We start from the raw sequence: 13,659 nt of genomic DNA on the forward strand, positions 1-13,659 counted from the left end.
GTTGGTCGCGTTCACCTTGCCGCTGGCGGTCAGGAACTGGTCCTCGCCGGTGATCGCCTTGCCGATGATGATCTCCTTGAGATCGATCGCGTCGATCTTGACGTCCACGGGAAGCGCAAAGGTCGAGCGGACTTCCTTGGTCTCGGTGGAGGGGATCGGCAGGCGCTCGACGCGCACCGAGCCGGCCGAGAGCGCCGCGGCTTCGAAGCGGAAGGAGAGAAGGGCGGCGGGCGACCAGGTGAGATCGAGGTCGCGCACTTCGGCATAGACGCCCTCGCCATCGAACAGCGTGATGCTTCCGGCCGTGAACTTGCCGGTCAACAGCGCGCTCGGATCGGCGATCCGCACGATCTGGTCAGGGGTTGCCGCATACTTCTCGATTGCCCAGGCGACGAGCCTTGCGCCGGGTGTGGTGAAGCCCACGAAGGCGACGAGAAGAAGGGCAACGACCGCAATCACGCCAAGCACACGAAGGCCATAGCGCAGCGTCGCGCGAAGGAAGCGGACGACCTGATTCATGATCTACCCATAACGCAAGTTGCTCCCAAGCGGAATCGCCGCCGGCAGAAACTATCCGGCAATGGCGGCGATTTGCCGGTTCTGATGGAAGAAACGGCCCGGATCAGAAGGATTGGCCGATACCGGCATAGATGCCGTACTTGGTGCCGCCGGGATATTTGTTAAGCGGAACGGCAAAGTCGAGGCGGATCGGGCCGAAGGGCGTGGCGTAACGCAGGCCGATGCCGGCACCGGCGCGGATGTCGGAGAAGTCCGGCGTTGTCTTCGCAGACACCGTACCGGCGTCGATGAAAGGCACGACGCCGATGGTGTCGGTGATGGCGATGCGGGCTTCGAGCGAGGCATTGACATAGGAGCGTCCGCCGGTCTCCTCGTTGTCGGAATTGCGCGGGCCGATCTCCTGGTAGGAATAGCCGCGTACCGAGCCGCCACCGCCGAGATAGAAGCGGCGGTTGGCAGGAATGTCTTCGAGCCCGCTGCCGCCGACGAGCATGCCGGCGCCGATCTTGCCGGCAAGCACGAAGCGCTTCTCGTCGCCGAGCGCATGGTAACCGGATGCCGAGGCTTCGAAGGACGAGAAGAAGGTCTGCCCCTTGATTTCGTAGCTCGGCTTGGCGTTTATCATCGCCCGGTAGCCTTCGGTCGCGTTCAGCTTGTCGTTACGGGTATCGCGCACATATTCGAGCGGGATCGCGGCCGTCAGATAGGAGTTCGAGCCGAAGGCGTCGTCGATATTGGCCCAGCTGAGCTCGCCGCCGCCTGAGACGGTGTCGGTGTCCGAGAGCTCGAAGGTGGCGCCGGCCGCTGCCGTCAGGATCTTGGCGCGGTAGGCGTCTGGGTCCTGGATGTTGGCCTTGACGCTCGCGGTAAAGGTGGAAGCCGGGCCGAAGGCACCGGGTTTGGCAAACAGGATGCCAACCGAATAGTCGAGCTTGTCCAGTTCCTTGGTCTCGCCGATGCGGTCGACCGATCCTTCGATGCGCAGCGATTCGGCGCGGCCGAAAAGGTTGCGGTGTCCCCAGTAGCCCGAAAGCCCGAGGCCGTCGGTGGTCGAGACCTGGGCGCCGAAGCCGAAATACTTGTGCTTGCCTTCGGACACCTCGATCTTCATCGGGAGAGATCCATCGGGCGAAAGCGCATTGGCCTCCTTGATGGTGACGCTCGAGAAGACGCCGAGCTGGCGCAGGCGCTCGGAGGCTTTGCGGATGTCCGCGGGCGAATAGGGACGGCCTTCGTTGAGGCGTGAGTAGTCGCGCACGAAACCCGGGTCGACGGTCTTCGTTCCGTCGACGCTGACTTCGCCGACTGGGGCAACGGGGCCGCCGCTGGCGCCGATGACGATGTCGACGGTCGAGTCGGCGTGGTTGGCGACAGCGCTGCGTTCGGTGAGCTTGGCCAGGGGGCGACCCTGCTCGCGCAGATCGTTCACGACCTTTTCGCCGGCCTTGATGATCAGGGTGGAATCGGCACGCGCGCCGGCGGGCAGGCCGTAATCAGCGGGACTGAAACCGGCCGCATCGCCTTCGAACTTGACGGAACCGACGTTGAAGACCGGACCCGGCGTCACGGTGACGGTGACCGGAATCGGCTTGCCATCCGGGAAAGACGGATCCGGCGGCAGACTGTCGATATCCTGGCCGTTGATGCGGATCGCGATGGTGCCGCCGTAGCGGGCCTTTTCGTAGAGTGCGGCAAGCAGCCGGTCGCGGTCGTCACGCGCCCGAATTGCCAGGCCAAGATCGCCGGAGACAGGCTTTTCCTGGCCCTGCACGAGCTGCGAGCTGTTTTCCAGCGCTTCCTTCAGTTCCTTGTCTTCGGTGCCGGCGTCGAAGGTGAGGGTATAGTTGACCGGGTCGATGACCGGCGCCTCTTCCTCGTCGCTCTCGAAAAACTTCATGCCGAAGAGCTTGAAGGCATAGGCCTTCTCGGCGGAAAGCGGGCCGAGCGCGCACGAAAAGGCAACAGCAAGCGAAGTCGCTGCCTTCCAGTACGCAATACTCGACCGTGGTGGGGACATTCGCTTCCGCATCCCGTCTTCAGGCGACCCAATACAAACTGCCTGCTTATGCGGCTGGGTCACTATCGCATGCCTAAGGTTTTCCATCTGTTAACGATGACGATCCGCTGCATCCACCCCTGATGCCGAATTTCGGTGCCGATTCCGTCGAAAAAGCGCGGAAATGTTGTCGGCGCAGCACAACCACCGCCGACAACCAGTAGGGCGCTGCGCCTTTTTGGAGGCTTAAATGCCGCCTTGTCCGCTGTATCGAGCCGCTACGCCGCCTCGGGCAGCGCCCGCAATTGCGGTACGCCGGAAGCGATGATGACGAGGAACTGGATGAGGAAACCGACCGCTGCGACGGCAAGGCACGCCTCGACGCCGAAGCGTGTGGCGACGACGGCGCCGAGCGCTGCACCGATCGGCCGGGCCCCGAAGGTGGCGGTGGTGATGAAGGCCGATACGCGCCCGAGCATCGCATTGGGGGTGACGGCCTGCCGCAAGGTGAGCGTGGCGATCGACCAGAGCACCGGGCCGGCGCCGAACAGGAAGAAGCTCAGACCGGCAAGGGCGCCTGAGGGAACCCAGATGGTCGAGAGCATCACGGCCGCAGCCGTCAACCCGCCGAGCGGGCCGAGGGCGATCATCAGGCCGAAGGGGATCCGGCGCGCAATGGCGGGGGCTGCGAAGGCGCCGATCATCATGCCGGCGCCATAGATGCCAAGCGTGATGCCCACGCCGATCGCCGTCAGCCCGAGGGCCTGAATGGCATAGGCGACATAGACCGCCTGCAGCACGAACCAGGCAGTGTTGAAGACGATGGCGGTCACCAGAATGGGCCTGAGCAGCGGGTGGCCGCCCAGGAACCGGGCGCCTTCGGCGAGATCCTGAAGGAGGTTGCGCCTGGGAGCGGTCGGTTGCTGCTGGTCGCCAAGGCCGGCGAGCAGGACGACAGAGAGAAGGGACAGGGATGTGGCGGCGACATAGGCGAGCGATGCGCCGGTCCATGCGACGATCGCGCCGCCGATCGCCGGTCCGCCGGAATAGGCGAGACTGCGGGCGAGCTCCAGCCAGCGATTGGCGTCGGCGAGTTGGTGACGGGGCACGATCGCCGGCACCAGGGCTGGGGCGGCGACATTGTAGCAGACCGTGCCGATGGCGCCGACGAAGCCCATGACGGCGAGCAGCGGCAGCGACAGAAGGCCGCCGAGCATCAGCAACAGCGTGGCAACCAGCGACAGCGCGCGCAGCATTTCCGAGGAAACCATCAGCTTGCGCCGCGATGCGCGGTCGGCAACGAGACCGGCGGGAATGGAGAGCAGAAGGAATGGCAGCGTCTGCGCCATCTGCAGCCATCCGGTTTCCGCAGGGCCTGCGGCGAGCAGAAGCACGGCGGCGAGCGGAGCGGCGGCCAGCGCCATCTGCTCGGAAAACTGTGCGAACAGGTTGGACCAGCCGATGCGCTTGAAGGCCGGTGGCAGGGTGTCGCGTGGTGGGTTTGGCATGGAAGAACCTCGATCATGAAACGTCGAGGTCAGCAGACGAGATTGCTTCGGCGGTTGCCACCCGATTTCGGCGCCTTCGTTGGCCGCTGCGCGTTGTGTGCGGCAGAGGATGCGGTTGCCGCAACGAAAAACCCCCTCAGGGCGGTCAGCCGTGAGGGGGAAACATCAAACCAGACCGTCGGGCGGCTCAAGCTGCAGCCGACGGCAGGCTGCCTGTCGCCTTAGCGCGGGCACGAGTCGATGTAGCGGCGGCCGTAGCGGTCGCGATAGTAGCACTGGCCGGGCTGCTCGGTGACGTTGCCGATGACTGCGCCGGAAACACCGCCGATTGCCGCGCCGACTGCAGCGCCACGGACGTCGCCGGTAACAGCGCCGCCGATGATCGCGCCGGAAACGGCACCGATGCCGGCGCCCTTTTCCGTCTGGGTGCAGCTTGCGACCGCCAGGGCGACCAGCACAAGTGCGATGGCTTTCTTCATGTTGTTCTCTCCGATGTCTACGGATCTCAAGCCTATCGCTCAGTCCGTCCCGTGGATGATGGCGAAGCCGGGAACATCCCGCTCCACCGGAACTTGCGGTTCGGAAAATACGCGGTCCCCATCGAAAGTCTACGGGAGCGCTGCGGTTTCTTCCTGCCGGCAAGATAATGATATCGTTCCTGAACGGGACATGAAGGCAGTTCCCTTCGGCACAACCGGCGTGGAAAAATTTTGTCGTTCGGCGGGCAGGGGCGGTTGCGGCATTCCAAAAAAAGACAAATGATACAAACAAGCCTGCGAAAATCCGGAGGAGCGGATCCGTGGGCGACGGGCATCGATATCAGTTGGCGCGTACCCTAGTCGCGTGAACCATCTCACCCGACTTTCCGGCCGCGCTCGTGTTGGCATTGACCGACCCCGGAGGAGCGAAATGGCGAAAGTAACAATGACGGTCAACGGCCGTCAGGTGAGCGGTCATTGCGACGACCGCACATTGCTGGTGCAATTCATACGCGAAAATCTCGGACTGACCGGCACCCATGTCGGCTGCGATACCTCGCAGTGCGGCGCCTGCGTCATCCATATGGACGGAAAGTCGGTCAAGAGCTGTTCCATCCTCGCCGCGCAAGCCGCAGGCTCTACGATCACCACCATCGAAGGGCTGGCGGCCGATGGCGAACTGCATCCGGTGCAGGCGGCCTTCAAGGCCAATCACGGCCTGCAATGCGGCTTCTGCACGCCCGGCATGGTGATGACGGCCGTTGACATGATCCGCAGGCATCAGGGTCAGCTGGACGAGGCGACGGTGCGCGCCGAGCTCGAAGGCAACATCTGTCGTTGCACCGGTTACCACAACATCGTGAAAGCGATCCTTGCCGCCGCCGCCGAGATGAGCGGCGCCCGTGTGGCCGCAGAATAGCGGCAGAACGGGGGCGGAATCTCGCCCCTGACGCATGTCACTCAGGACCGATGCATGGCCGTCGGGACTGTCGCTGGATATCTCGGGAGGAGATAGGCAATGGGCGTTGAAGGCATTGGCGCGCGCGTGGCGCGCAAGGAGGACAAGCGGTTCCTGACCGGCAAGGGCCGCTATACGGACGACATGTCCGTGCCGGGGATGAAATATGCGGTGTTCGTGCGCAGCCCGCATGCGCATGCGAAGATCCTCAAAGTCGACGGGTCGGCGGCGATCGGCATGCCAGGCGTGATCGGCGTGCTCGACGGCAAGCAGTTGCTCGCCGATGGTATTGGCAACCTGATCTGCGGCTGGATGATCCATTCCAAGGACGGATCGCCGATGAAGATGGGCGCCTGGCGGCCGCTCGCGCACGAGACCGTGCGATACGTCGGCGATGCTGTGGCGATCGTCGTTGCCGACAGCGTCGCCGAGGCGCGTGATGCGGCCGAAGCCGTCGTCGTCGAATACCAGGAGCTTCCCGTCGTGATCGACGCCTCAAAGGCGCTTGAGTCAGGACAGCCGCAGCTTCACCCGGAAGCGCCTGGTAACCTGATCTTCGACTGGCAGATCGGCGACGAAGCGGCGACCGACAAGGCGATCGGCGCTGCGGCGCATGTCACCGAAATCACCATCCACAACAACCGGCTTTCGCCCAACCCGATGGAGCCGCGTGCGGCGCTCGGCATCTACGACGCCGGAGACGACCACTATACCTGCTACACGACCAGCCAGAACCCGCATGTGGCGCGGCTGGTGATGAGCGCCTTCTATAATGTCGCGCCGGAAAACAAGCTGCGGGTGATCGCGCCCGATGTCGGCGGCGGCTTCGGCTCGAAGATCTACATCTATCCGGAGGAGATCGTCTGTCTCTGGGCGTCGAAACGCACCGGCGTGCCGGTCAAATGGACGTCGGACCGCACCGAAGCGTTCCTCACCGATGCGCATGGTCGCGACCATGTGTCGAAGGTGAAGATGGCCTTTGACGCCAACAATCGCATCATCGGGCTCAAGGTCGATACGATCGCCAATCTCGGCGCTTACATGTCGCTGTTCTCCTCGGCGGTGCCGACTTATCTCTATGCGACGCTGCTTTCCGGGCAGTACGACATCCCGGCGATCCATGCGAATGTGCGCACCGTCTATACCAACACCGCGCCCGTCGACGCCTATCGCGGTGCCGGGCGGCCGGAGGCGACCTATCTCTTGGAACGCACGATGGAGACGGCGGCCCGCGAACTCGGCGTCTCGCCTGCCGAATTGCGTCGGGTCAATTTCATCCGCTCCTTCCCGCACCAGACGCCTGTCATCATGAACTATGACGCCGGCGACTACGACGCTTCGCTCGAAGCGGCGATGAAGGCGGCCGACTGGAACGGCTTTGCCGGTCGCAAGGCGGAAGCCGCCGGTCGCGGCATGAAGCGCGGCATCGGCATGAGCTGTTACATCGAGGCCTGCGGCATCGCACCGTCGGCAGCGGTGGGTTCGCTCGGTGCTGGCGTCGGTCTTTGGGAATCGGCCGAAGTGCGGGTCAACGCCGTCGGTACGATCGAGGTCCTGACCGGCTCGCACAGCCATGGCCAGGGCCACGAGACGACCTTTGCCCAGCTTGTCGCCGACCGCTTCGGTGTGCCGATCGACAGCGTCAACATCGTGCATGGCGATACCGACAAGGTGCAGATGGGCATGGGCACCTACGGCTCGCGCTCCGGTGCTGTCGGCATGTCGGCCGTCGTCAAGGCGCTCGACAAGGTCGAAGCCAAGGCGAAGAAGATTGCCGCTCACCTGATGGAAGCGGACGAAAGCGACATCGTCATCGAAAACGGCGAACTGAAGGTCGCCGGCACCGACAAGACCGTGCCGTGGTTCCAGATGGCGCTTGCCGCCTACACCGCCCACAATCTGCCGGCCGGCATGGAGCCGGGGTTGAAGGAGGGGGCCTTCTACGACCCTGCCAACTTCACCTTTCCGGCCGGCTGCTACATCTGCGAGGTGGAGGTCGATCCGGAAACGGGCCGAACCAAGATCATCCAGTTTGTCGCGGCCGACGACTTCGGCAACATCATCAACCCGATGATCGTCGAGGGACAGGTGCATGGCGGTATTGCCCAGGGCATCGGCCAGGCGCTGCTCGAAGGCGTGCATTACGATGCCTCCGGCCAGCTTTTGACGGCGAGCTACATGGACTACGCCATGCCGCGCGCCGACGACCTGCCGTCGTTCCAGGTCTCGACCTCGAACACGCCCTGCCCGAACAATCCGCTGGGCATCAAGGGCTGCGGCGAGGCCGGCGCCATCGGCTCGCCACCGGCGCTGATCAACGCCATCACAGATGCCATCGGCAACAACGCGCTTACCATGCCGGCGACACCGCAGAAGGTGTGGGCGGCGGCGCACGCGGCCAAGTGAACGGGAGGACACCTCATGTACGAGACCCAATATCACCGGGCGTCCTCGGTTCAGGACGCCGTCAGCCGAATGGATGCGGCCGGCGAAGGCAAGTACGTCTCCGGTGGCATGACCCTCATTCCGACGATGAAGCAGCGGCTGGCGTCGCCGAGCGATCTGATCGACCTTCGGCACATCGCCGAGATGCAGGGCATCTCAGTCAACGGCCGATCCGTGCGGATCGGCGCGGCCACGACACATTATGAGGTCGCCTCGTCGGCGGCGCTCAAAGCTGTGTGTCCGGCGATCTGCAGCCTTGCCAGCCATATCGGCGATCCGCATGTGCGACACATGGGCACGATCGGCGGCTCCATCGCCAACAACGATCCGGCGGCGGATTATCCGGCAGCGATGCTCGGGCTCGGCGCGACGATCGTGACCAACCGGCGGGAGATCGCGGCCGACGATTTCTTCACCGGTCTGTTCGAAACGGCGCTGGAAGACAGCGAGATCGTCGTCGCGGTCAGCTTCGACGCCCCGGCAAAGGCCGCCTACCAGAAATTCGCCAACCCGGCCTCGCGCTACGCGATGACCGGTGTCTTCGTCGCCAAGCGCGACAATGGCGAGATCCGGGTCGCGGTCACGGGTGCGGGCGCAAATGGCGTTTTCCGTCAGGCGGAGATGGAGGCAGCCCTTGCTGCCAACTGGACGCCGGATGCGCTCGGCAATATTAGCGTCGATGCCTCGGAGCTGCTCTCCGACATTCACGCGGATGCGGCCTATCGCGCCAATCTGGTGAAGGTCATGGCCAAACGCGCCGTTGCGGCGGCATGACCAGCCTTCGCCGTCACACCAACATTGAAAAAGGACGGCTTCGGCCGTCCTTTTTTCATCCTTGCTTGACTTCGATCAAGCTTGACGTGATGAACATGCACTAAGGCTTTCTTTGGAATGTTTCAAAACTAGGGCTGTTCCCGTTGAAACGGTTTCAGTGAAAGCAGCGAAGATGCTCAGGCTCAAAAATGCTAGATCATCTCGGATGCACTCGCTGGGAAGGCAGCGCGTCAAGGGCCTTTTGCCGCAGTTGGCAGATGCCGGGCATTCCGAGGTTGACCCCAGGTCGCTTTGATTGAAGAAAGCGGCCGGGCACTGGAGAAAATGATGGATTTCGAGAATTTCTTTAAGAACGAGCTGGACGGACTGCATCAGGAAGGCCGCTACCGGGTTTTCGCAGACCTCGCCCGTCATCGCGGCCAATTCCCGAAGGCCGCGCGCCATACGGCTGAAGGCGTTCAGGAAGTCACCGTCTGGTGTTCGAACGACTATCTCGGCATGGGCCAGCATTCTGTCGTCACCGGGGCGATGAAGCGCGCCATCGACGAATGCGGCGCCGGCGCCGGCGGCACCCGCAACATTTCCGGTACCAACCATTACCACGTCCTGCTTGAGCGCGAGCTCGCGGACCTGCATGGCAAGGAATCGGCGCTGCTCTTTACTTCGGGCTACGTGTCCAACTGGGCCGCGCTCGGAACGCTCTGTTCCAAGATTCCCGGTGTTATCGTCTTCTCGGACGCCGGGAATCACGCTTCGATGATCGAGGGGATCCGTCACTCCAAGTGCGAACGCGTCATCTTCAAGCATAATTCGGTCGCTGACCTCGAGGCCAAGCTCGCTGCCGCCGATCCGCGTGCGCCGAAGCTCATTGCTTTCGAGTCCGTCTATTCGATGGATGGCGACATTGCGCCGATCAAGGAATTCTGCGACCTCGCCGACAAGTACGGCGCCATGACCTATCTCGACGAAGTGCATGCGGTCGGCATGTACGGTCCGCGCGGTGGCGGCATTGCCGAGCGCGAAGGACTGATGCACCGCCTGACTGTGATCGAAGGCACGCTCGGCAAAGCCTTCGGCGTCATGGGCGGCTACATCACCGGCTCCGCCGCACTCTGCGACTTCATCCGCTCGTTTGCCTCCGGCTTCATCTTCACGACGGCGCTGCCGCCGACGCTTGCCGCCGGTGCGCTCGCCTCGATCCGCCACCTGAAGGAAAGCCAGGTCGAACGTTTCGCGCACCAGGAACGTGTCCGTCGCCTGCGCTCGCTACTCGACCAGCGCGGCATTCCGCACATGCCGAACCCGAGCCATATCGTGCCGGTCATGGTTGGCGACGCTGCCAAGTGCAAGTGGCTCTCGGATCTCCTGCTCGACAATTTCGGCGTCTACGTGCAGCCGATCAACTATCCGACGGTGCCGAAGAAGACCGAGCGCCTGCGCATCACCCCGACGCCGCTGCATTCGGATGCCGACATCGACCATCTCGTCGGCGCGCTGCATTCGCTGTGGTCGCGCTGTGCGCTGGCCCGCGCTGTCGCATAAGGCCAATCTTGCCGGCGCCATGCGCGCCGGTCAGAAAGCTCTGAATTAGTGAAGCAGCCCGGCCGCCAAGTGCCGGGCTTTTTCGTCGGCGGCAAAGACGTCGTCCATCGTTGCGGCCCCCGGCAGGTCGGCAAGCTTGTCCATGACCTTTTCGACGATCTCTGCCATGGCGAGAAAGCCGGTGCGGCCGGCGATGAACGCGTCGAGCGCGGTTTCCTTGGCGCCGTTGAGGACCGCACCCTGCACGCCGCCTTCGACCATGGCGCGCCGCGCCAGGCGGATGGCCGGGAAGCGCACTTCGTCCGGCGCCTCGAAATCGAGGCGGGACAGCTTGGCGAAATCGAGCCGCTCGATCGGCAGGCTGCAGCGGCTCGGATAGGAGAGCGCATAGCCGATGGCGGTGCGCATGTCCGGGCAGCCGAGCTGGGCGAGCACCGATCCGTCGGTATAGCCGACCATCGAGTGGATCACCGACTGCGGGTGCACGATCACCTCGACCTGCGCGGGTTCGAGCGCGAAGAGGTGCTTTGCCTCGATCATCTCCAACGCCTTGTTGAACATAGAGGCGCTGTCGATCGAGATTTTCAGCCCCATCGACCAGTTCGGATGGGCGCGCGCCACGTCCGCCGTCACGTGACGCATTTCTTCCAGCGACTTGGTGCGGAACGGGCCGCCGGAAGCTGTCAGGATGATACGCTCGACCGCATGGCGCTGGTGTTCTTCCAGAACCTGGAAGATGGCATTGTGTTCGCTGTCGACCGGAAGCAGCCGACCGCCGCCTTTCTTCACCGCGTCGATGAACAGACTGCCGGCGGAAACCAGGCACTCCTTGTTGGCAAGCGCGATGTCGGCGCCGCGGCGGGCCGCGGCAAGCGTCGGCGCCAGGCCGGCATTGCCGACGATCGCCGCCATCACCCAGTCCGCGCTGCGCTCGGCCGCCTCGATCAGGCCGCTCTTGCCGGCGGCAACCTGAATGCCGGTGCCGGCGAGCGCGGCCTTCAGGTTTTCGTACTGGCTATCGTTGGCGGTGACGGCGAGTTCGGCGCCAGCTTTCACGGCCTGCTCGGCGAGCAGGGGAATGTTGCCGTTGCCGGTGACGGCGACGACGTCGAAGCGCTCACGGCCGCCAAGGCGCTCGATAACGTCGAGCGTGTTGGTGCCGATCGAACCGGTCGAGCCGAGGATCGTCAGTCGGCGCTTCGCACTGTCGTGGGATGCCATGCCAATACCCATGTTCTTCTTTTCGGACGGGATGCCCGGCGGAGCCTTCGCCGCGGGCGCATGATCTTCACGAGATCGATCCGAGTTTTTATGTTGTTTGCTAGGCTCTACAGGCGAAATCCGCCGGCAACAAGGGCGCGGTCTTCATTCCGTCTCGTCCGCAGGCTAAGAATTGGGTGCCTTGAGTCGGGGTCCGGAGGAGTTCGCGATGCTGAAAATCATAACCGCCGTTTCCTGCGCCTGCGTCGCGATCGAAATGGCATCGATGCAGCCGGTTGCGGCAGAAAACGTGCCGCCGCAGCTCGTCGCCACCTGGCTTGCCGAAGATATCGGTGGGGGTGGGGTCATCGACAATCTCCAGTCGACCCTGGAGATCCGCGAGGACGGGACCTATGGCGGCATGGCCGGCTGCAACCATTTCACCGGTACTTTCAGTCTCTCCGGCTCGAAGATCACCTTCGGCCCGGCGGCATCGACACGCAAGATGTGCGTGCCCGCGGTGATGAACCAGGAGCAGAAGTTCCTCAAGGCGCTCAGCAACGAGCTTTCCTGGTCGGTGGAAGGATCGAAGCTCGTGCTTGGCAAGGCCGGCGGCGGCATCGCCCTGAAACTGGCGTCTATGACGGCAGCGTCTGAAGGCGCCGACGTGACGATCCGCGTTCCCGGCGCCGATGCGGTGGACCGGCAATCGGTCCACTACGACTGCGGCGGCAAGGCGATCGAGGCGGAATACATCAATGCCGGCCCGGTTTCGCTGGTGACCTTCACCATCGACGGCACATTCGTCGTCGCCTCAAACGTGATAGCTGCGTCCGGAGCCAAATATGCCGGCGGGCAATATGTCTGGTGGACGAAGGGCGAGGAAGCAACGCTGTATGATGCCACCAAAGGCGACGAGGATCGGGGAACCGCCTGCAAGCCGGCATCCTGAGCCGGCTTCTCGCCTGAGCGGAAACACCAGGCGCGGCCTGCGCCTGGGTGAACCAGTGGCATAAGTTGTCGCCTCGATTGGAACTTTTTCCTTCGCGTCCTAGTTACAATCCCGACGCCATCGCGGCGCTGTTGTGTGAAAATGGGAGTGTTCCATGGGGCTGCTTATCGGAATTCTGATTACCTTCCTCGTCATCGTGCTGGTGCTCTATCTCGTCCAGCGTCTGCCGCTCGACGCGCGCGCCAAGCAGATCGTCCAGATCATCGTCATCATCATCGGCATCATCTCTCTGTTGAAATATCTCGCCGTCTTCTGACGTGTCGCCTTCCTGCCAAAGGCCGACGGATCGCAAGGCCCGGCGGCCTTTGGCTGTCCGGTGTTGATGCTGACAGGATCTGACAGCGGCAGTGCCTAGGGTCCGGGCATCGAAAAGGAGACCCGACGATGCTGTCACCGAACCTTATCCTGCTCTATGTCGAAGACCCAACCGGAAGCGCTGCCTTCTATACCGGCCTGCTTGCACGCGAACCCGTTGCATCCTTCCCGACTTATGTCGCCTTCCAACTCGAAAACGGGCTGACGTTCAGTCTCTGGTCCACCGGTGCACGGGATTTCGTTTCGTCTGGAAGCGGTCACCGCTCTGAAGTCGCCTTCATGGTGAAGGACGATGCCGAGGTCGAGCGCCTTTATGCGGAATGGCGCAGCAAAGGGATCACGATCGAGCAGGAGCTGAAGACGGCGGTCTTCGGCCGCACCTTCGTCGCGCTTGACCCGGATGGCCATCGGCTGCGCGTGTGCCGGCCCGATGATTGAAATCATCAGGTTTTGGTGGACCGACGCGGATAGCAACGCTTATTGCGCGGCCGTCGGCGCTCTGCGGTCAAGGATGGCCTGGAACAGGGCGGCCTGACGCTCGGTCGCGGCGCGGATCGCGCTGAGCTGCCGCAGCATCGAGCCGAAAGCCGCGAGAAGTATGCCGCTCAGGATCGCGCTCAAGGCCCAAGGCAGTATGACGAGCGCCCGAAGCTGCGCCGTTGCCGGATCGGCAGCGAGCAGCGCGATCGCGGCGGCCAGAGCGGCCAGGATGATGACGATGCCGATGATTTGCAGAAGCTTACCCATGGTGTCCTCCCGTCATGCGCGCACCGTCAGGCAGACTGCATCTCCTGTCAAGCCAGCCGCCCAGCGCGGCAACCTTGCGATAGTGATCGAAGGAACGGGACCGGCCCAACAAAAAAGGCCGGGGCAAACCCGACCTTCCTCATCACCTTCCGTCGATGCCAGTT

The 13,659-nt window shown here is 63.4% G+C and carries 13 protein-coding genes; 8 read left to right on the forward strand and 5 right to left on the reverse strand.

Features of this window, described 5'->3' with window-relative positions; translation table 11 throughout:
• Positions 1–622: 622 nt before the first annotated feature.
• Positions 623–2,536 (reverse strand): autotransporter assembly complex protein TamA, encoded by a 1,914-nt coding sequence (locus OVA00_RS20925; RefSeq protein ID WP_112975146.1) that lies wholly within the window; start codon positions 2,534–2,536, stop codon positions 623–625.
• A 257-nt stretch (positions 2,537–2,793) separates the two neighbouring features.
• Positions 2,794–4,023, reverse strand: a complete 1,230-nt coding sequence (locus tag OVA00_RS20930; protein ID WP_192438803.1) for an MFS transporter — start codon at positions 4,021–4,023, stop codon at positions 2,794–2,796.
• Positions 4,024–4,038: 15 nt separating this feature from the next.
• On the opposite strand from OVA00_RS20930, the gene OVA00_RS20935 reads away from it, so the two are divergent.
• A complete protein-coding gene (locus OVA00_RS20935; protein WP_268089563.1) occupies positions 4,039–4,248 on the forward strand; it encodes a hypothetical protein in 210 nt (69 codons plus the stop codon).
• Here the strand turns inward: OVA00_RS20935 and OVA00_RS20940 are convergent.
• Positions 4,245–4,502, reverse strand: coding sequence for a glycine zipper domain-containing protein (locus OVA00_RS20940; RefSeq protein ID WP_034802400.1), 258 nt, complete (start codon positions 4,500–4,502; stop codon positions 4,245–4,247). The two genes, OVA00_RS20935 and OVA00_RS20940, sit on opposite strands and share 4 nt — an antisense overlap.
• Positions 4,503–4,932: 430 nt before the next feature.
• On the opposite strand from OVA00_RS20940, the gene OVA00_RS20945 reads away from it, so the two are divergent.
• The 4 genes from OVA00_RS20945 to hemA all read left to right on the forward strand — a co-directional run bounded on the left by OVA00_RS20945 (position 4,933) and on the right by hemA (position 10,221).
• The gene (locus tag OVA00_RS20945) at positions 4,933–5,421 is read left to right on the forward strand and encodes a (2Fe-2S)-binding protein (protein ID WP_034802397.1); all 489 of its coding nucleotides are present in this window, start codon (positions 4,933–4,935) and stop codon (positions 5,419–5,421) included.
• A 99-nt stretch (positions 5,422–5,520) separates the two neighbouring features.
• Positions 5,521–7,866, forward strand: a complete 2,346-nt coding sequence (locus tag OVA00_RS20950) for a xanthine dehydrogenase family protein molybdopterin-binding subunit (protein ID WP_112772950.1) — start codon at positions 5,521–5,523, stop codon at positions 7,864–7,866.
• 15 nt (positions 7,867–7,881) lie between these two features.
• On the forward strand, positions 7,882–8,679 hold the full coding sequence (locus tag OVA00_RS20955) for an FAD binding domain-containing protein (RefSeq protein ID WP_060582866.1): 798 nt from the start codon (positions 7,882–7,884) through the stop codon (positions 8,677–8,679).
• A gap of 327 nt (positions 8,680–9,006) precedes the next feature.
• On the forward strand, positions 9,007–10,221 hold the full coding sequence (hemA, locus tag OVA00_RS20960) for a 5-aminolevulinate synthase (protein ID WP_268089564.1): 1,215 nt from the start codon (positions 9,007–9,009) through the stop codon (positions 10,219–10,221).
• Between the two features lie 45 nt (positions 10,222–10,266).
• On the opposite strand, the gene dxr is transcribed toward hemA, so the two are convergent.
• Positions 10,267–11,442 carry a 1-deoxy-D-xylulose-5-phosphate reductoisomerase gene (dxr, locus tag OVA00_RS20965; protein WP_268089565.1) on the reverse strand — a complete coding sequence of 392 codons (1,176 nt, stop codon included), beginning with the start codon at positions 11,440–11,442 and terminating at the stop codon, positions 10,267–10,269.
• Between the two features lie 208 nt (positions 11,443–11,650).
• Between dxr and OVA00_RS20970 the strand changes: the two genes are divergently transcribed.
• From OVA00_RS20970 to OVA00_RS20980, 3 genes are all read left to right on the forward strand, one after another.
• Positions 11,651–12,373, forward strand: a complete 723-nt coding sequence (locus OVA00_RS20970) for an META domain-containing protein (protein WP_268089566.1) — start codon at positions 11,651–11,653, stop codon at positions 12,371–12,373.
• A gap of 154 nt (positions 12,374–12,527) precedes the next feature.
• Positions 12,528–12,689 (forward strand): Thivi_2564 family membrane protein, encoded by a 162-nt coding sequence (locus OVA00_RS20975; protein ID WP_089044368.1) that lies wholly within the window; start codon positions 12,528–12,530, stop codon positions 12,687–12,689.
• Positions 12,690–12,817: 128 nt separating this feature from the next.
• The gene (locus OVA00_RS20980; RefSeq protein ID WP_268089567.1) at positions 12,818–13,186 is read left to right on the forward strand and encodes a VOC family protein; all 369 of its coding nucleotides are present in this window, start codon (positions 12,818–12,820) and stop codon (positions 13,184–13,186) included.
• A 39-nt stretch (positions 13,187–13,225) separates the two neighbouring features.
• Here the strand turns inward: OVA00_RS20980 and OVA00_RS20985 are convergent, their stop codons facing one another.
• Positions 13,226–13,495 (reverse strand): hypothetical protein, encoded by a 270-nt coding sequence (locus tag OVA00_RS20985; RefSeq protein WP_060582869.1) that lies wholly within the window; start codon positions 13,493–13,495, stop codon positions 13,226–13,228.
• Between the last annotated feature and the right edge of the window lie 164 nt (positions 13,496–13,659).

This window comes from Ensifer sp. SL37 (assembly GCF_026672675.1).
GTDB lineage: Bacteria > Pseudomonadota > Alphaproteobacteria > Rhizobiales > Rhizobiaceae > Ensifer > Ensifer adhaerens.